The 17357-nt window shown below is 55.3% G+C and carries 15 protein-coding genes and 1 pseudogene; 8 read left to right on the top strand and 8 right to left on the bottom strand.

Features of this window, described 5'->3' with window-relative positions:
* Window positions 1–53: 53 nt before the first annotated feature.
* The 4 genes from GJ746_RS11950 to GJ746_RS11935 all read left to right on the top strand — a co-directional run bounded on the left by GJ746_RS11950 (window position 54) and on the right by GJ746_RS11935 (window position 2983).
* The gene (locus tag GJ746_RS11950) at window positions 54–1451 is read left to right on the top strand and encodes a cytochrome ubiquinol oxidase subunit I (protein WP_154680391.1); all 1398 of its coding nucleotides are present in this window, start codon (window positions 54–56) and stop codon (window positions 1449–1451) included.
* On the top strand, window positions 1451–2461 hold the full coding sequence (cydB, locus tag GJ746_RS11945; RefSeq protein ID WP_154680390.1) for a cytochrome d ubiquinol oxidase subunit II: 1011 nt from the start codon (window positions 1451–1453) through the stop codon (window positions 2459–2461). The genes GJ746_RS11950 and cydB overlap by 1 nt, the downstream gene beginning before the upstream one ends.
* Window positions 2461–2586, top strand: a complete 126-nt coding sequence (locus GJ746_RS11940; protein WP_154680389.1) for a DUF2474 domain-containing protein — start codon at window positions 2461–2463, stop codon at window positions 2584–2586. Before cydB ends, GJ746_RS11940 begins: the two co-directional genes overlap by 1 nt.
* Before the next feature lie 169 nt (window positions 2587–2755).
* The gene (locus GJ746_RS11935) at window positions 2756–2983 is read left to right on the top strand and encodes a DUF2554 family protein (protein ID WP_154680388.1); all 228 of its coding nucleotides are present in this window, start codon (window positions 2756–2758) and stop codon (window positions 2981–2983) included.
* Between the two features lie 13 nt (window positions 2984–2996).
* Here the strand turns inward: GJ746_RS11935 and GJ746_RS11930 are convergent, their stop codons facing one another.
* Window positions 2997–4961: a peptidase U32 family protein gene (locus GJ746_RS11930; protein WP_154680387.1), complete on the bottom strand. Its 1965-nt coding sequence runs from the start codon at window positions 4959–4961 to the stop codon at window positions 2997–2999.
* A gap of 248 nt (window positions 4962–5209) precedes the next feature.
* Entirely contained in the window at window positions 5210–5746 is a 537-nt protein-coding gene (locus tag GJ746_RS11925) for a helix-turn-helix domain-containing protein (RefSeq protein ID WP_154680386.1), read from the bottom strand.
* A 164-nt stretch (window positions 5747–5910) separates the two neighbouring features.
* Here GJ746_RS11925 and GJ746_RS11920 point away from each other — a divergent pair, with 164 nt between their 5' ends.
* The gene (locus tag GJ746_RS11920) at window positions 5911–7077 is read left to right on the top strand and encodes a benzoate/H(+) symporter BenE family transporter (protein ID WP_154680385.1); all 1167 of its coding nucleotides are present in this window, start codon (window positions 5911–5913) and stop codon (window positions 7075–7077) included.
* Here GJ746_RS11920 and GJ746_RS11915 read toward each other — a convergent pair.
* On the bottom strand, window positions 7057–7923 hold the full coding sequence (locus GJ746_RS11915; RefSeq protein ID WP_154682709.1) for a helix-turn-helix domain-containing protein: 867 nt from the start codon (window positions 7921–7923) through the stop codon (window positions 7057–7059). The genes GJ746_RS11920 and GJ746_RS11915 overlap by 21 nt on opposite strands.
* A 216-nt stretch (window positions 7924–8139) precedes the next feature.
* Between GJ746_RS11915 and GJ746_RS11910 the strand changes: the two genes are divergently transcribed.
* Entirely contained in the window at window positions 8140–9036 is an 897-nt protein-coding gene (locus GJ746_RS11910) for a DMT family transporter (protein WP_154680384.1), read from the top strand.
* Between the two features lie 108 nt (window positions 9037–9144).
* On the opposite strand, the gene GJ746_RS11905 is transcribed toward GJ746_RS11910, so the two are convergent.
* Window positions 9145–9813, bottom strand: a complete 669-nt coding sequence (locus tag GJ746_RS11905) for a DUF3313 domain-containing protein (protein ID WP_154680383.1) — start codon at window positions 9811–9813, stop codon at window positions 9145–9147.
* 135 nt (window positions 9814–9948) lie between these two features.
* Window positions 9949–11540 (bottom strand): annotated as a pseudogene (locus GJ746_RS11900) (ABC transporter substrate-binding protein).
* Window positions 11541–11790: 250 nt separating this feature from the next.
* Here GJ746_RS11900 and pepT point away from each other — a divergent pair.
* Window positions 11791–13020 (top strand): peptidase T, encoded by a 1230-nt coding sequence (gene pepT, locus GJ746_RS11895; RefSeq protein WP_154680382.1) that lies wholly within the window; start codon window positions 11791–11793, stop codon window positions 13018–13020.
* Here pepT and tehB read toward each other — a convergent pair.
* Window positions 13017–13613, bottom strand: coding sequence for a tellurite resistance methyltransferase TehB (tehB, locus tag GJ746_RS11890; RefSeq protein ID WP_154680381.1), 597 nt, complete (start codon window positions 13611–13613; stop codon window positions 13017–13019). The two genes, pepT and tehB, sit on opposite strands and share 4 nt — an antisense overlap.
* Before the next feature lie 125 nt (window positions 13614–13738).
* Here tehB and ydcK point away from each other — a divergent pair, with 125 nt between their 5' ends.
* The gene (gene ydcK, locus GJ746_RS11885; protein ID WP_154680380.1) at window positions 13739–14719 is read left to right on the top strand and encodes a YdcK family protein; all 981 of its coding nucleotides are present in this window, start codon (window positions 13739–13741) and stop codon (window positions 14717–14719) included.
* A gap of 225 nt (window positions 14720–14944) precedes the next feature.
* On the opposite strand, the gene rimL is transcribed toward ydcK, so the two are convergent.
* Window positions 14945–15511: a 50S ribosomal protein L7/L12-serine acetyltransferase gene (gene rimL / locus GJ746_RS11880; RefSeq protein WP_154680379.1), complete on the bottom strand. Its 567-nt coding sequence runs from the start codon at window positions 15509–15511 to the stop codon at window positions 14945–14947.
* A gap of 73 nt (window positions 15512–15584) precedes the next feature.
* Window positions 15585–17240 carry a glucan biosynthesis protein D gene (locus GJ746_RS11875; RefSeq protein ID WP_154680378.1) on the bottom strand — a complete coding sequence of 552 codons (1656 nt, stop codon included), beginning with the start codon at window positions 17238–17240 and terminating at the stop codon, window positions 15585–15587.
* Window positions 17241–17357: the final 117 nt, after the last annotated feature.

Here is a 17357-nt window from a genome sequence, read left to right as displayed (position 1 = left end):
ACGATGAGTGAGGCCTAGAATTGCGCTGAATCAATTTTGTAGCGGAGTTCTGCATGTTCGGTCTTGATGCATTTCACCTGGCGCGGATCCAGTTCGCCTTTACCGTGTCATTTCATATTATCTTCCCCGCCATCACTATCGGGTTAGCCAGCTACCTCGCGGTGCTGGAGGGCTTATGGTTAAAAACCAAAAACCCAACCTGGCGCTCGCTTTACCACTTCTGGTCGAAAATTTTCGCCGTCAATTTCGGGATGGGCGTGGTTTCAGGTCTGGTGATGGCCTACCAGTTCGGTACTAACTGGAGCGGATTTTCAGAATTCGCCGGGAGCATAACCGGCCCGCTGCTGACCTACGAAGTGCTGACCGCCTTCTTCCTCGAAGCGGGATTTCTCGGCGTGATGCTGTTCGGCTGGAACCGCGTCGGCCCCGGTCTGCACTTCTTCGCCACCTGCATGGTGGCGCTGGGGACCATCATTTCAACCTTCTGGATCCTCGCCTCCAATAGCTGGATGCAAACGCCGCAGGGCTTTGAAATCGTCAATGGCCAGGTGGTACCGGTGGACTGGTTCGCGGTTATCTTTAATCCATCGTTCCCTTACCGCCTGCTGCATATGTCGGTGGCGGCGTTTCTCAGCAGCGCGCTGTTCGTTGGGGCGTCGGCGGCATGGCACCTGCTGCGGGGCAACAATACCCCTGCCGTGCGCGCAATGTTCTCGATGGCGCTGTGGATGACGCTGATTGTCGCCCCGACCCAGGCATTAATTGGTGATATGCACGGGCTGAATACGCTCAAGCACCAGCCGGCCAAAATCGCCGCCATTGAAGGCCACTGGGAGAATATCCCCGGCGAACCCACCCCGCTACTGCTGTTCGGCTGGCCGGATATGCAGCAGGAGCGGACCCGCTACGGCCTGGAAATCCCGGCGCTAGGCAGCCTGATCCTCACCCACAGTCTGGATAAGCAGGTGCCCGCGCTTAAGGAGTTCGCCGCGGAAGACAGACCTGACTCCACCATCGTGTTCTGGTCTTTCCGCCTGATGGCCGGGCTCGGCATGCTGATGATCCTGCTCGGCGCGCTGGCCCTGTGGCTGCGCTATCGCGGTCGGCTGTATCAATCCAGGCCCTTTTTACGCTTTGCGCTCTGGATGGGGCCTTCGGGACTTATCGCTATCCTGGCGGGCTGGGTGACCACCGAGGTGGGCCGCCAGCCGTGGGTCGTCTACGGCGTACAGCGAACTGCCGATGCCGTCTCCGCGCATGGCGACCTGCATATGTCTATCAGCCTGCTGACTTTTATCGTCGTCTACGGTTCGGTATTCGGCGTCGGCTACAGCTATATGCTGCGTCTGATTCGTAAAGGACCGCAGGACGCGCAGCCGCCAACTTCCGGCACGCCAGCTCGCCCGCTCTCCGCCGCCACCGGCCGTGAACAGCAGAAGGAGTTCCACTAATGGGTATCGATTTATCGGTTATTTGGTTTGTCATTATCGTCTTCGCCACCCTGATGTATATCGTGATGGACGGTTTCGACCTGGGAATTGGCATTTTATTCACCACTACCCGGGACGCTACGGACCGCGATGTGATGGTAAACAGCGTGGCGCCGGTCTGGGACGGCAATGAAACCTGGCTGGTGCTCGGCGGCGCGGGACTGTTCGGCGCTTTCCCGCTGGCCTACGCGGTGATTATCGATGCGCTGGCAATCCCGCTCACGCTGATGCTGATCGGCCTTATTTTTCGCGGCGTCGCCTTTGAGTTTCGTTTTAACGCTACGCCATCGCATCGCCCGTTCTGGGATCGAGCTTTTATGGGCGGTTCTATTCTGGCTACCTTCGCGCAGGGAATCGTTGTCGGCGCGGTGATCAACGGCTTCGCGGTCAGCGGTCGCAGCTTCAGCGGCGGAATGTTTGACTGGTTTACGCCGTTTACCCTGTTCTGCGGTCTGGGGCTATGCGTTGCCTATGCGCTGCTGGGCGCCAGCTGGCTGGTGATGAAGAGCGAGAATGCGCTGCACAGCAATATGCGCGTTACCGCGCGCATACTACTGCTGGCGCTGCTGGTCGTGATTATCGCCATCAGCATCTGGACGCCGCTGGCGCAGCCGGCCATTGCCGGGCGCTGGTTCAGTTTGCCCAATATTTTCTTCCTGCTGCCGGTACCGCTGCTGGTCGCGGCGATCGGCGCCTGGCTATGGCGAACGCTGCGCAACAGCGCCAGCCACCTGCTGCCTTTTGTGCTGACGCTGGGAATTATCTTTCTCGGTTTTAGCGGACTGGGGATTAGTATCTGGCCGCATATTATTCCACCGGGCATCACCCTTTGGCAGGCGGCCGCGCCGCCGCAAAGCCAGGGCTTTATGCTGGTCGGCGCGCTGCTTATTTTACCGGTGATCCTTGGCTACACCTTCTGGAGTTATTACGTTTTTCGCGGCAAAGTTCAACACGGCGAGGGGTATCACTGATGCAACGATTATGGCTTAAGCGAACGCTATGGATGGTCGCTCTGTGGGGAGGCAGCGTGCTGGCCCTGGCGGCGGTGAGTATGGGGTTTCGGCTGCTGATGACGGCAGCAGGATTGAAGTCGTGACAGCGCGCTAACCCTCTTGAATTCAGCCCGACGGTTCCATCGTTGGGCTTTTTTTCGCCCTCCGTCAGGAGCGCTGACAAAGTCTTTTCCCATCTTTGATAAACGCGTAAATAAGCTCAGCCAATCCCTGGCATAGTAGCCGTACTCGCCACAACAGAAGGGAAAAGATATGCGCGGAAGATGCGTTTCAATCTTACTGGTAGCGTACAGCCTGTTATCCGGCCACGTGCTGGCCCGTCAGCACGGACATGATTTCTTCCCACTACAGAGCCTCGAACAGCAGTTGCAACACGAAGCCGATAGCGATGAGCTGCGCAGCGCGGCGGAAGAGTCCGCCTCCAGCCTGTGCGAGCATCACCGCTGGCAAAATGCGCGGAAAGCGCAAATCTGCCAGTAGCGACTCCTGGTTGTCAGGCACCCTTGCGTTTCGGCAGGGTTTTCATCAGCTCATCGGGGCTCACGGATGCCACAACGCTACCCGGCAGCGGCATTTTCAGAATATGATTTTTTATCTTACCGACCACATGCATTTCGCACGGACGGCAATCAAACTTAAGCGTCAGCACTTCATCGCCGTGAATCAGCTGCATTGGGGTGGCTTTCCAGCTCTTAATCGAACCTTTAGCCTGTTTTGGACACAGGTTGAAGGCAAAGCGCAGGCAGTGCTTGGTGATCATCACCGGCACGTCGCCCTTCTCTTCATGGGCTTCGTAGGCGGCGTCGATAAGCTGGACGCCGTAGCGTTGATAAAACTCGCGCGCTTTGTGGTTGTAAACGTTAGCCAGAAACGACAGGTGGGTTTCCGGATACACCGGCGGCGGAACGGATACCGGCTTGCGGCTGCCGCGCACCACGGCTTTCAGACGGGCCTCGTCCAGCATTTCTGCCGTTTCACGGCGCAGCTGGTTCAGCAGGCTGTTTGGCACGAACAGCGCGCCCGGCAGGTTAATCTCCACGTTACGCGAGTAATAGATGGTCTGGCCTAATTTCGCCACGCCGTCGCGCAGGTTCGCCAGCGCCTTCTCAGCGTGGGTCGCTTCGGCAAACTCGCCGTCCAGCGTGTGGGTGACGCTCACCCCCTCTTCGCTGGTCATCGTTAACACCAGCTGTTCCTGCCAGCCGCTCAGTTCGATATCGACCGCAACCCGACGCTCGCTGGAGGTTTTAAGCAGCGCCTGCTGCCAGTTATGATCGAGATTACGGTTTAACGGCTGATGCGGGCGCACTTTGTATAAATCAGCCGGCATCTCGTTCGGCCAGACGCGATAGCGATTTTCGCCGGTTTTCTCTACCGTGTTAGCGCGAAAGCCGACGATTTCACGTTTAATCATCACGTTTAAGCCATCGCCGTTGGTCAGCGCTTCGCTTACCTCAACATCGAGAAAATCTTTGTCAACCTTCAGCACTTCACCTACCGGCAGACCGATAAACTTCGGCGAGTCAAACGCGCCAATATCGCCTTTGCGCGCATTAACAAAATAGTCGGTGCTGCCGCGATGGAAGGTTTTATCCGTTGAGGGAACAAAGAAGTGCTCCGTCCGCCCCGCCGAGGCGCGGGCCAGATCGCCGCGATCTTCAATAATGGCGTCGAGCATCTGGCGATAATGAGCGGTTATATTTTTCACATAGCTCATATCTTTATAACGGCCTTCAATTTTGAAGGAGCGCACGCCGGCATCAATCAAAGCGGCCAGGTTGGCGGTCTGATCGTTATCCTTCATTGACAGCAGATGCTTTTCGTATGCCACCACGCGACCCTGGTCGTCTTTCAGGGTGTACGGCAGACGACAGGCCTGAGAACAGTCGCCGCGGTTAGCGCTGCGCCCGGTCTGGGCGTGGGAAATATTGCACTGCCCGGAATAGGCCACGCACAGCGCGCCGTGAATAAAGAATTCAATCGTCGCGTCGGTATTATCGTAAATCGCCCTGATCTGCTGAAGGTTCAGCTCGCGGGCAAGGACTATTTGGCTGAAACCGACGTCGGAGAGAAATTTCGCTTTTTCGACGCTGCGAATATCGCACTGGGTACTGGCGTGGAGCTCAATTGGTGGAATATCCAGCTCCATCACCCCCATATCCTGGACGATTAACGCATCAACACCGGTTTCATACAGGTCAGTAATCAGACGCTGCGCCGGTTCCAGTTCATCATCATGAAGGATGGTGTTCAGAGTCACGAACACTTTTGCGCCATAGCGCCGGGCAAACGGCACCAGGCCGGCGATATCGCTCAGGCTGTTGCTGGCGTTATGCCGCGCGCCGAAGCCCGGTCCGCCGATATAGACCGCATCAGCACCGTGTAAAATCGCTTCACGGGCGATCCCGGCATCGCGGGCAGGACTCAGTAGTTCAAGATGATGGTTTTGCAGGCGCATACGCTCGTCGTTATCCATTATAGGGGGGCGAAATGGCGGCTATTGTAGTCAGAACTGCGCGCAGACCAAAACATTTTCCACCGACGCCGCAGGGGGAATTTTCAGTTTTTAGCAAAGTATTGAAGGAAAAGATATTTCCCGAAAAAAGCGCCAGAGGATACAGTCATCACGTATTCCGGATTTTCCTCGTCACGTTGTGATTTTTTGTCTCAGTCATTTGCCTGGCCGCGAGCTCTCTCGCGGCTTTTTTATTTTTCTTTCGGGTAGTGGATAAGCGAGTGGAAATGGGCGGTCTGGGAGCCGCTATTGCGGTAGGCATGCGCCAAATCACCGGCAAAACGCCTGCCTTCCCCGGGTTGCAGAGACAGCCACTCGCCATGCAGGCACAGATCCAGCACGCCGCTTATCACCACTACGTGTTCAATAACCCCTTGCTCATGCGGCGTTGACTCACTCAGCGCGCCGGGGGCCAGCGTAATAGAGAAATGATCAAAACGCAGCACCGGGTCCCATGGGAAGATGGGGGTCACTACCATCGCCTGCTGCTGAGGGTCAAACGCGGTCGGTTCGCCAGCATCATCGGCAACGATAAAAGCGGAAAACGGCACGTTAAGCCCGGTCGCGATTTTCCACAGCGTCGCTACCGTCGGACTGGATTCGTTGCGTTCAATCTGACCCAACATGGCCTTCGACACGCCGGTTTCTTCCGCCAGCCGCGACAGGCTCCAGCCGCGCTGCTGGCGCAGCGTTTTTAGCGTTGCCGACAGGTGTTGCGCAATATTCATTCAACCTCCCAATAATATCTGAGGGAATTATACGCACATTCGCCTGATTCTACAGAGGCTTTGCTCGTTCAGCGCCCACAAACTGCAGGTAGCAGAAAGTCTGTTGTGCGCTATAGCGTACAATGCTAAATTAACTTGTCCGTTATAACGCACAAGGCATTATCATGCGCTCTTTTTCTCTTCCTTTCCCAACCCTGCTTGCCGGCTTTGTCGCCGTCTTAGTCGGCTATGCCAGCTCTGCCGCTCTTATCTGGCAGGCCGCCGCCGCTGCCGGAGCAGATGAGACGCAAATCGCGGGCTGGATGACCGCCCTAGGTCTCGGAATGGGCATCAGCACTCTGGCGCTCACTTTATGGCGCAAAATGCCGATTCTCACAGCCTGGTCAACGCCAGGCGCAGCGCTGCTGGTCAGCGGTCTGCAGGGGGTCACCCTTGCGCAGGCGGTGGGCGTCTTTATCTTTGCCAATGCCTTAATTGTGCTGTGCGGCGTAACCGGCCTGTTTGCCCGCCTGATGAAAATCATTCCTCACTCGCTGGCGGCGGCGATGCTGGCCGGGATTTTGCTACGCTTCGGCACGCAGGCTTTCGCCAGCCTGCAGGGCAATCTGCTGTTATGCGGCAGCATGTTAGCCGCATGGTTGTTGTGCAAAGTCTGGCTTCCACGGTTTGCGGTGGTAGCCGCCCTGCTGGTTGGGGGGCTGGTTGCCGCGCTGGCTGGCGATGTGACAACGTCACAAATTAGCTTACACTTTGTCTCTCCTTCTTTTATCGCCCCGGCGTTTACGCCTGCTCTGCTGCTCAGCGTTGGCTTCCCCTTCTTCCTTGTCACCATGGCTTCGCAAAACGCCCCCGGGTTCGCTACTCTTCAGGCTTCAGGCTATCAGGTGCCCGCCTCGCCGCTGATTGTTGCTACCGGCGGTCTGGCGCTGCTGCTGTCGCCGTTTGGCGTCTATTCCATCTGTATTGCCGCCATTACGGCCGCAATTTGTCAGAGCCCGGATGCCCACCCCGAACCGCAAAAGCGCTGGCTCGCGGCGGCGGCGGCGGGCGTTTTTTATCTGCTGGCGGGGATATTCGGCGGCTCGATTACTTCGCTGATGTCGGCGCTGCCGATGGCGTGGATCCAGATGCTTGCCGGGCTGGCGCTGCTTGGCACCATCGGCGGCAGCCTGTTTCAGGCGTTGAATCATGAAAATGAGCGCGATGCGGCGGTAGTGACTTTCCTGGTCACCGCCAGCGGCGTGACCTTAGCCGGTGTCGGCTCAGCTTTTTGGGGACTGGTTCTCGGCGGCGTTAGCTACGTTTTACTGTCAACGCTGCGCCGCGCGTAGCTGCGAAGGCGTCAGGCCGGTGGCGGCCTTCACCCGATGGCTAAAATGACTGGCGCTGCTAAAACCACAGGCCATAGCAATATCAATTAGCGGCAGCTGGCTATAGCAAATCAGCTCCTGCGCTTTGGCCATCCGGCGCTGCATAACGTACTGATGCGGCGCCATCTTCATCGACTGGCGAAACATCCGCGCAAAATGGTATTCGCTTAACGCCGCTTCCAGGGACAGCTCGGCGAGCGTTAACTGCCGCTCCAGGTTCTCCTCAATCCAGGCCAGCAGATTGCGCAAGACGTGCGGCGCCAGCCCGCCGGTCACCGTCGGTAAGCGCCACTGAACGTTCGAATAATGCTGGATCAGATGAGTAAGCAGCAGCGTGCTGGCCGAACTTAACGTGAGCTGATTGGCCTGCTGCTGCCAGTCGTTGGCCAGCAGAAACTGGCGATAGACGGCGGTGATTTTATCGTCGCTGGAAAACGTTCTTTCCTGCAACGTGAACGAGGCCGGACTGCGGTCCCAGATCTGCTCGCCTACCCGGCGCAGATGCTCATCGGTGCAGTAAAGATGCACAAATGAGAGATCGCCGCGTATGTCCCAGGTGCTCTCGTCGCCTTTCGGCATCAGACAGAAACGATCCGGTCCGCCGCCGTTTTTCCAGCCGTGGGGCGTTTTTTGATAACTTTCGTAGCCATCGGCTATATACAGACTCAGGGTATGGTGGTCGCTTTGTACCGTAATGGTATCAAGATTGTTATACCACGCCGCCAGTTGGATACCTGAGTTCAGCTTTACCGTCTCCCGCAGTACGGCATTTTTTTGACGCAAAGTTTCGAAAGTCCCGTAAGCCATAGCCTTCACACTTCAAGTTCCGCAGATCTCTAGTCTAAGAAGAGTCGCTGACAGATACCAGCACTCACCCGCCGCTGACTCAAAATAAGCGCAAGAATTTGCAAGTCGGCAACAAGTTGATGACAGCGCGGAGCCCGCCCACGCCGCAGAATAACCGGGGAGCCAACGCGCAAGCAACTTGAAAGATAACGGGTACAACACTACAGGAGAGCCATTTTGAACGCATTACTCTACGGACTGGTCGTCGTTATCTGGGGCACGACATGGATAGCTATTTTTTTACAGCAGGGCCCGGTCGCCGCGCCGGTATCAATTTTCTGGCGCTTTGCCGTGGCCAGCGTCACGATGTTGACTATTCTGCTGGTTACCCGCCGACTGCGCCCGCTGACTCTTCGCGACCATTTTTTCTGTCTGCTGCAGGGCTGCTGCGTCTTCTGTTTTAATTTCTGGTGTTTCTATACCGCCGCCGCGTATATCAATACCGGCCTCGAGTCGGTGATCTTCTCCATGGCGGTATTGTTTAACGCGATCAATAGCTTCCTTTTTTATCGCCAGCAGCCGCCGGGCCGTTTCTGGCTGGCCGCGGCATTGGGGCTAGCGGGTATCGTGACCCTCTTCTGGGATGATTTATGGGCTAATGGTTTGAACGCCTCGCTGCTGCTGGGGATCGCGCTTAGCGCGCTGGGCACCTACGGTTTTTCCCTCGGGAATATGCTCAGCATCCGCCACCAGCGGCGAGGTCTGGAAACATTAACCACCAACAGCTGGGCTATGCTTTACGGTACGCTGGTCATGGGCGCTATTGCGCTGCTGCGCGGCGATAATTTTGCGCCACAGTGGACGTTAAGCTATACAGGCGCGCTGCTGTACCTGGCCATATTTGGATCCGTGATCGCTTTCGGCGCCTATTTCACTCTCGTAGGCCGCATCGGCGCGAGTAAAGCCGCATACAGTACCCTGCTGTTTCCGCTGGTTGCCTTGACGATCTCCACCTTCTATGAGGGATACGTCTGGCATAGCAACGCCGTGGCCGGGCTGGCGTTGATTCTGGTTGGAAATCTGGTGATGTTTGCCCGCCCTGAACAGTGGTTGTTGCGCCGCAGGCTGGCTTAGCCCCGGTGAGCTCAGGGAAAATGAGCGCCCCACTGGCGAAACGCCGCCGGACCATCCAATGAAAAAGCGCTATCGATTGATAGCGCCTTTAGCGAACGTTTCGCTGAATTAACGGTTATTCGGGTCGAATTTCACCGCGTCAATCGCCATATCATCAATCACCTGCTTCAGCGTATCGACGGTTAACGGCGTATTTTCATTGGACAACGTTTTTCCTTCGCCTTTGCGGACGACTTTAATCACCGGCTTATTCGTTGCCGCGTCGATCAGTTCGCCTTCAAAGTACAGGTTGGTATCCATGGTACGATGACCGGTTGCGGCCTGAGTCCCGGCGATCACCATCGCTACCGGGATCACTTCGTAGAACTGCAGCCCTTCTTTGCTCGAATCCACGCCGGTAATAGCGCCGCGGAAGATCAGGCTGCGTTTACCCGGAGTTGTCGCCAGTGGTTTACGCTCGGCAATAGCCTGTTTCATCTCTTTATTGGTGTAGTTCAGGATATCGCTCAGCGCCTTCTCACCAACCTGAGTCGACGGTTTGGGTACCGGGTAATATGTGATCGGATTATAAACAACGTTATCATAATTGCCCGGATTATAGTCCGGAGAAATCCAGCGCAGCTCCGGTTTACCGGAAGCCGAGGTGGTTTCTTTTAAACCGGAGTAATCTTTTAAAAAACCGGAATATTGTTCCGGTTTAGCAATTTTTGACGAACAACCGGCCAGCGCTAACAGGCCTGCCAGCGCGGCAACCTTAAAATATAAATGAGTACGCATATAGGTTAATCCCTGTGAATGCAATCTATCGGCGAGTGTTATAGCAAAATTCAGGGATAAGTTTTGTGGCAAAAAGGGTGATACGTCAAGTACCTGGATAAAATAAACCCGCCGTTGCCAGCGGGCTCTTGCGCTTTATTTTATATCAACCTGATAAAATATATGTTTACCAAATGGATCGATTTCATATCCAGAAACATTTTTGCGTACGGGCTCAAAAATAGTCGAGTGGGCAATCATCACGGCCGGCATCTGTTCGTGCATCATCTGCTGCGCCTGAAGATAGAGCGCTTCGCGTTTTTGGCGATCGGTTATCGATTTAGCCTCTGCAATAATTTTATCAAACGGCTGATAGCACCATTTAGCCGAATTGGACCCGCCGTTTGCCGACTGACAGGTAAACAATGGTCCAAAAAAGTTATCCGGATCGCCGGTCGCAGTGGTCCAGCCCATTAATGCCGCCTGATGCTCACCATCTTTCACTCGTTTTAAATATTCCCCCCATTCATAGGTCGTAATTTTGGTCTGCACGCCAATTTTCGCCCAGTCGGCCTGAATCATCTCGGCCATGCGTTTGGCGTTCGGATTATAGGGGCGCTGTACCGGCATCGCCCACAGGTCGATAGTCAGCGGCCCCGCAATCCCCGACTCTGCCAATAGCGCTTTGGCCTTTTGCGGATCGTATTCATAATCCTTCAGGTCGCTATCCGCACTCCATACGCCCGGCGGCAGCAGATTTTTTGCCGCCATTCCGGTGCCGTGGAAAACCGCTGCAATTATTGCCGGCTTGTTTATCGCCATCGCCAGAGCCTGGCGGACCTTTACATTATCCAGCGGCGCTTTTTGGGTATTAAACGCCAGAAAACCGGTGTTAAGCCCCGCTTTGCTCATCAGATTGATATCTTTGTTCCCCTTCATTCTCGGCAGATCGGCCGGATTGGGGAACGGCATCACCTGGCACTCGTTTTTCTCCAGTTTTGCGTAACGGACCGAAGCATCCGGCGTAATGCTGAAGATCAGGCGATCGATATTGGCCTTTCCCTGCCAGTAATCCGCGAAGGCGGTGAAAAGAATGCGTGAATCTTTTTGATATTGCGCCAGTTTAAAAGGACCGGTCCCAATCGGATCCATATCCACGCGTTCTGGCGTACCGGCTATTAACATCGCATCGGCATATTCCGCCGATAAAATAGAGGCGAAATACCAGGCAAGGTCGGCAACAAATGGCGCTTCAGCATGCGCCAGAGTGAAACGAACGGTATATTCATCGGGCTTGTCGATCGCGGTGATTAGCTGACCAAACTCCAGACTTTCAAAATTGGAATAATTACCGCTGGAGATATTGTGATAGGGATGATGAGGATCTTTTTGCCGCATAAATGAAAAAATAACGTCGTCGGCATTAAAATCACGGGTGGGTTTAAAATATTTATTACTCTGGAATTTAACGCCTTTACGTAAATGGAAGGTATACACTTTCCCGTCTTCGCTCACTTCCCAGCTTTCGGCCAGGCTCGGTATCAACTCCGTGGTTCCGACTTTAAAATCGACCAGTCGGTTATAAACAGGTACCGCGCTGGCATCAACGCTGGTTCCGGAGGTATAGAGCTGGGGGTTAAAGTTTCCGGCGATCCCTCTGAACAGTAGACCAGCGTTTTTGCGCTAATGGCCGAGCTTGCCGTCAGGGCCGCGAATGCCAGAGCAAAGGTCGTGAGTCTGCGTTGCATATGCTTTCCTTTTTAATTTGTCAGATGTTTATATACCCTGAATATTTCGAGTTGCCGGACAAAACGATTAACCAGGTTGAACAACGCTAGCGCTGGCACGCCTGGTGAGGCCGATAAAATGAGCCGAGTAGTAAAGCTAACGCACAGGCAACTTAAAGTATGACGGGTACTGCTTGTTGTTTTCCATTCCATACATAACACTAAAGCCTGATTGCAAACACCTGAAAACTCAAATAAAGAAGGAATCACCATGTCGTCATCTTTAGCCAGTCAATTAACCCAACGCTTCTTTCGCTACCTGGCGATAACCAGTCAAAGCGATCCGCGGGCAACCACCCTGCCCACTACCGCAGGACAACACGCGATGGCGCAGGCGCTGGCGGATGAGCTCGGGCTGCTGGGTATGGATGAGATTGTCATTGACGAGCACGCCACCGTCACGGCGGTGAAAAAAGGCAACGTTGCGGGCGCGCCGCGGATTGGATTTATCACCCATATCGATACCGTTGACGTCGGTTTGTCACCAGATATTCATCCACAAATTCTGCGCTTTACTGGTGAAGATCTCTGTCTGAATAAAGAAAAAGATATCTGGCTGCGCGTCGCCGAGCATCCGGAAATCCTCGCGTACGCCGATGAAGAGATTATTTTTAGCGATGGCACCAGCGTCCTCGGGGCTGATAACAAATCGGCCGTCACGGTAGTGATGACGGTACTGGAAAACCTGACGGCGGAGCATCGCCACGGCGATATCGTCGTGGCGTTTGTGCCGGATGAAGAAGTTGGCCTGCGCGGGGCGAAAGCGCTGGATCTTTCACGATTTGCCGTCGATTTTGCCTGGACTATCGACTGCTGCGAGCTGGGTGAAATCGTCTATGAAAACTTTAACGCCGCCGCGGCGGAGATTCGCTTTACCGGCGTCACGGCGCACCCTATGTCGTCAAAAGGCGTGCTGGTGAATCCGCTGCTGATGGCCACCGATTACATGAGCTATTTTGATCGCCAGCAAACGCCGGAGCATACCGCCGGACGTGAAGGCTACGTGTGGTTCAACGGCATCCAGGGCGATCAGAACAGTACCCTGCTGCAGGCCAGCATTCGTGATTTCGATCTTGCAGGCTTTAATCGGCGTAAACAGCAGATTGGAGAAGTGGCGCAGAAAATCGCCGCGCAGTACCCGACCGGCAAAGTAGAGTTCAACGTCAGCGATACCTATAGCAATATCAGCAATGCCGTCGGCGAAGATCGCCGCGCCATCGATCTGATGTTTGAAGCGATGGAGAGCTTAGGGATCACGCCGAAACCAACGCCGATGCGCGGCGGCACCGATGGCGCAGCCCTGTCGGCAAAAGGCCTGCTAACGCCCAACTTCTTTACCGGCGCGCACAACTTCCACTCTAAATTTGAGTTTCTGCCGCTGCGCGCCTTTGTCGCTTCTTATCAGACTGCGTTACAGCTCTGCCTGTTAGCGGCTCGTTAAGCCGGTTTGCGCGCCAGCATCGTGGCGAAACGCAGCTTAATGCGGTTACCGTTGGCGTCGGTACGGTGGAGTTCACCGACGTCTTCGTTATATTTGAGGAATTCCCAGCCCTGATAGTAGCTGCGCAGCTCGCCGGGCTTAAAGGCAAACGGGAAACCCACCGTGCACGGATAGTCTGCGCTATCCATTGCCGCAACAATCAGATTGTAGCCACCTTCCTTCGTACAGCGCTGCATATTGGCGATAAGCCCCGGGATCGTCGTCGCATCAAGGAACATCATCACCACGGTTGAAAGAATAAAGTCGTATTCGCCGTCAAAGCTCAGGGTGTTCAGATCCTGAATCGCCGTCTCCAGATTCCCCAGCCCTTCCGCCTGACGAATGCTTTCAAGATTGCTGATGCTGGCGGGATTTTTGTCCCACGCGCTAACATCAAACCCGTTAGCCGCCAGGTACAGGCTGTTGCGTCCATTACCGCAGCCTAGATCCAGCGCTTTGCCCGGTGCGATCAGCGTCGCGGCATGCAGCACCTCAGAATGAGTGCGGGTCAGGCCGTATTTATCGGTGAAGTAATTTTCGTCACGAACAATCATGATTAATCCTTATTTTTTAATCATTTTTTTAATCTATATTAAGTTGCATTTTAAAGGAACCTTCAAAAACACGCCACGGCGTTTTTTGCTATGTTTATGTTAACCATAAGTAATGAGAAAGGCAGATGCGTAAATATTCCCTCAGCGAGCAGGTCCGCCAGTTTCACTATCACGCAGACGGCATCAAACATAGCGTCAATCTGCGACAAATTGTCGCCTCTCGCGATTTCGCCGACGTGACAACCGGAGACGAAGGGGGCTGGCTGGATGACGAATCGGCCCTGAGCCACGACGGAGAGTGCTGGATTTATGATGTCAACAGCGCCGTTTTTGCCGGCGCGAAAATTGAGGGTAATGCGCGGCTGGTCGGCGAATGCATTATCAGCCATGGCGCACTCATCAGCGATAATGCCCGCCTTAATCAAGTACAGGCCAGCCATAACGCCCGAATAAGTGACAACGTCACCGTTGAAAGTTCGCACATTCGCGGCGCTTGCCACCTCGCGGACAACGCGCGCATCCTCTCCGGCTGTTTAGTGATTGCCGCCCAGGGCCTGACCGCCGACCATGATAAAATTCTGCGTATCTACCAGCAGGCGACGGTCAGCGCATCGCGCATCGTTCACCAGGCGCAAATATACGGACACGCCTTTGTCGAGCACGCCTTTGTTGAGCACCGGGCGGAAATCTTCGACCAGGCCCGGCTGGAAGGTAATGAAGAGAACGATGTCTGGATCTGCGATAACGCCAGGGTTTACGGTAACGCGAGGATTATCGCCGGGCGCGAAGAAGACGCCATTCCTACCCTGCGCTACAGTTCGCAGGTGGCAGAGAACGCGGTGGTACAAGGCAACTGCCTGCTGAAGCATCGCGTCATGGTCGGCGGACAGGCGCAGCTGCTCGGCGGGCCGATCCTGCTGGACGATAGCGTGCTGATTGAAGGTCGCGCGGTGATTTGCGGCGACGTGGTGATTGAGCATCAGGTGACCATTGGCGATGAAGCGCGAATTGAGGCAAGCGCTGGCGATATCATTCATATCAGAGGCGCAAGAGTTATTAACGGCGACGAGCATATTATCCGCACGCCCATCGTTGGTTTTCTGTAAGGTGGCGTGGTTTCTTCCCCCGGGGGCGGCGCAAAGCGCCTTGCCCGGGCCACAGCTCCCTGCGGTCTGCGGATGTTGTCGACCGCACAGATGCTCAGCATCGCCTCCGGGGAAATTCTGCAACACTCTGCGCTCTTCTCCCGGGGGCGGCGCAAAGCGCCTTGCCCGGGCTAACAAACTACACGGACCAGTAGCCCGGGTAAGGTGCCAGCCGCAACCCGGGGCTCACTCTGCGCCACAATCAATAATCAGCCCGTAGATATTCTGATCGTCGTACGAACCGTTGAGGTACTCGGCCTGTTTCAGGCAACCTTCAAGGCTAAAGCCGTTGCGCAACGCCACCTGATTGCTTTTTTGGTTCGCTACCCGACATTTAATCACAAAGCGCCGAACCGTGCCGTTGCGGGCAAAATAGCGCATAAAAGCCTGCAGCGCCTGAGAAAGCAGCCCCTGCCCTTGGTGGCCCTCATCAATCCAGTAGCCGATATAGGCGGTTTTATTGATCGGTTCAATCTGGTTAAACGAGAGTACGCCGACAATTTTCTCCTCAAGAAAGAGCAAAAACATTTTGGCGTAGCCGCGCTGGTGCAGCATCACGTTGCCCTGCACGTGGCGCCGGGTTTCATCTTCGTGGCTCACGTCAGCGGGCCAGCTCAGCGATTGCTGGAGCCAGCGCTGGTTTTTCATTACCAGCTGATGCAGCTCGGTCACGTAGCGCTCATCTACCGCGCGCAGGGAGAGCGATTCCGTGACGGGGATTTGTTCGATCGCAGTGGTATTTTCGCCAGGCATAGCGCTCTCTGAGTAAAATCTGATTAAAAGAAAAATGCCCGCAGAGTCAGCTCGGCGGGCGAAGAACGGGTCATTACCTCATGACCCGGTCATCGACGTAGTTGCGTTTGTCCGGCGCTGGCGGGAAGTACTGATACAGCCAGGTTTCGCTAATCGCCTCTCCCTGGCAGCGCAGGAACATGCGCATCTCCACCGGGTCGGTGGAATCAGAGGTCGGATACCAGTCAAACTGGATGCGGTAGCCATCAAACGGCTCTACGTAAAGAATCTCTATCTGCTTCGCTTCACCGCTCGACAGCGTAATTACCGGCTCAATGCCTTTTGGCGCAGCGGCCTTCAGATCGCCGCCGACAAAATCAATGGCAAAACGACGGGTCCATTTGTCCGGATAGTGTTCACCCGGCGCCCAGCCTTCCGGGAAACCGCCCATTCCGGTGCGCGTCGCCAGCACCCGCGCCAGCGGCGAACGGACCGGCGGCTGCGCGCTCCAGTAGAGACGATAGCGGAAGTCCAGTTCATCTCCGGCTTTGACCGGCTTCTCGGGCTGCCAGAAGCAAACGATATTATCCAGGGTTTCACCGGTTGTCGGGATCTCCATCAGGTTAACCGCCCCTTTACCCCACTGGTTACGAGGTTCGACCCACAGGCTGGGACGTTTGTTGTACCAGCCCATGATGTCCTGATAGTGGGAGAAATCGCGATCCAGCTGGAGCAGACCAAAGCCGCGCGGGTTCTTATCCTGGAAAGCGTTAAACTGCAGCTTTTGAGGGTTGTTCAGCGGGCGGCAGACCCACTCTCCGTTGCCCAACCACATCGACAGACGGTCGGAGTCGTGGATCTGCGGATGGATAGTGTCGCACATCCGGCGTTCGTTATTGCCGCAGCTGAACATGCTGGTCATCGGCGCAATCCCCAGCTGCTTGATGTCTTTGCGCGCGTAGATATGGTTTTCCACATCCATAACGACCTGCGTCTCCTGACAGTTAACGACGAACTTATAGGCGCCGGTGACGCTTGGGCTGTCGAGCAGCGCATAAACGGTAAATACCGTCGCTCCGGGCTTAACGGTTTCGAACCAGAACGAGGTGAAATCAGGGAACTCTTCCGGCGTATCGGTAAAAGTATCGATTGCCAGGCCGCGGGCGGAAAGCCCGTATTGATAGGTGCTGTCTACCGCGCGGAAATAGCTTGCGCCGAGGAAGGCGACGATATCGCGACGCGCCAGCTCAGGAGCTTTAAAGACGCGGAATCCGGCAAAACCGAGATCGCTCTGGCCTTCGAGCTGCCGGGTGTCGACGCCGGCATCATGATATTTAAACAATTCAGGACGGAAGTGAATCTCACGCGCCTGCTGAGTTTGTGAATCCAGAGAGAACATCCGCACGCGACGGCGGAAGCCCATTCCCACATGGAAGAACTGGATATCCAGCTTACGCTCGTCGATATTGTTCCACAGAGAGTGCGCCGCGTCGTACTGAATGCTGTTGTAGGCCTGCGGCGTCAGGTTGGCCAACGTCGGCGGCAGGTCACGAGGCGCGCCGCCCCAGGGTTGACGCGCTAGATCGTGAGCCATCGATTGCAGTACCGCGTAATCAAAACGCCGGGTTTGTCCGTCGGCAATTCCAGAATCCTCGGCGAATGCGGCTTTAGAGAATAGAGAGGCGACTCCTGACGTTCCGCATACGGCGGCAACAGCCATGGAAGATTTGAGAAAACGTCTGCGGTTCATGCCTGAGAGAGCATCCTTCTTCATATGTGAATTGAGACGCGACGTAACAAACCCATGCGTCGTGAATGTCGCTCACTCTAGACAAAAACGATTGATAATCCAATTGTTGACGACAGA

This window comes from Klebsiella oxytoca, assembly GCF_009707385.1.
Lineage (GTDB): Bacteria > Pseudomonadota > Gammaproteobacteria > Enterobacterales > Enterobacteriaceae > Klebsiella > Klebsiella oxytoca_C.
Note: the sequence above shows the minus strand (reverse complement) of the source record. Positions and strands in the feature narration are given on the sequence as shown.

Coding starts and splice junctions, on each gene's coding strand:
- GJ746_RS11950 (WP_154680391.1), top strand. CDS start 54: ATGTTCGGTCTTGATGCATTTCACCTGGCGCGGATCCAGTTCGCCTTT.
- cydB (WP_154680390.1), top strand. CDS start 1,451: ATGGGTATCGATTTATCGGTTATTTGGTTTGTCATTATCGTCTTCGCC.
- GJ746_RS11940 (WP_154680389.1), top strand. CDS start 2,461: ATGCAACGATTATGGCTTAAGCGAACGCTATGGATGGTCGCTCTGTGG.
- GJ746_RS11935 (WP_154680388.1), top strand. CDS start 2,756: ATGCGCGGAAGATGCGTTTCAATCTTACTGGTAGCGTACAGCCTGTTA.
- GJ746_RS11930 (WP_154680387.1), bottom strand. CDS start 4,961: ATGCGCCTGCAAAACCATCATCTTGAACTACTGAGTCCTGCCCGCGAT.
- GJ746_RS11925 (WP_154680386.1), bottom strand. CDS start 5,746: ATGAATATTGCGCAACACCTGTCGGCAACGCTAAAAACGCTGCGCCAG.
- GJ746_RS11920 (WP_154680385.1), top strand. CDS start 5,911: ATGCGCTCTTTTTCTCTTCCTTTCCCAACCCTGCTTGCCGGCTTTGTC.
- GJ746_RS11915 (WP_154682709.1), bottom strand. CDS start 7,923: ATGGCTTACGGGACTTTCGAAACTTTGCGTCAAAAAAATGCCGTACTG.
- GJ746_RS11905 (WP_154680383.1), bottom strand. CDS start 9,813: ATGCGTACTCATTTATATTTTAAGGTTGCCGCGCTGGCAGGCCTGTTA.
- pepT (WP_154680382.1), top strand. CDS start 11,791: ATGTCGTCATCTTTAGCCAGTCAATTAACCCAACGCTTCTTTCGCTAC.
- tehB (WP_154680381.1), bottom strand. CDS start 13,613: ATGATTGTTCGTGACGAAAATTACTTCACCGATAAATACGGCCTGACC.
- ydcK (WP_154680380.1), top strand. CDS start 13,739: ATGCGTAAATATTCCCTCAGCGAGCAGGTCCGCCAGTTTCACTATCAC.
- rimL (WP_154680379.1), bottom strand. CDS start 15,511: ATGCCTGGCGAAAATACCACTGCGATCGAACAAATCCCCGTCACGGAA.
- GJ746_RS11875 (WP_154680378.1), bottom strand. CDS start 17,240: ATGAACCGCAGACGTTTTCTCAAATCTTCCATGGCTGTTGCCGCCGTA.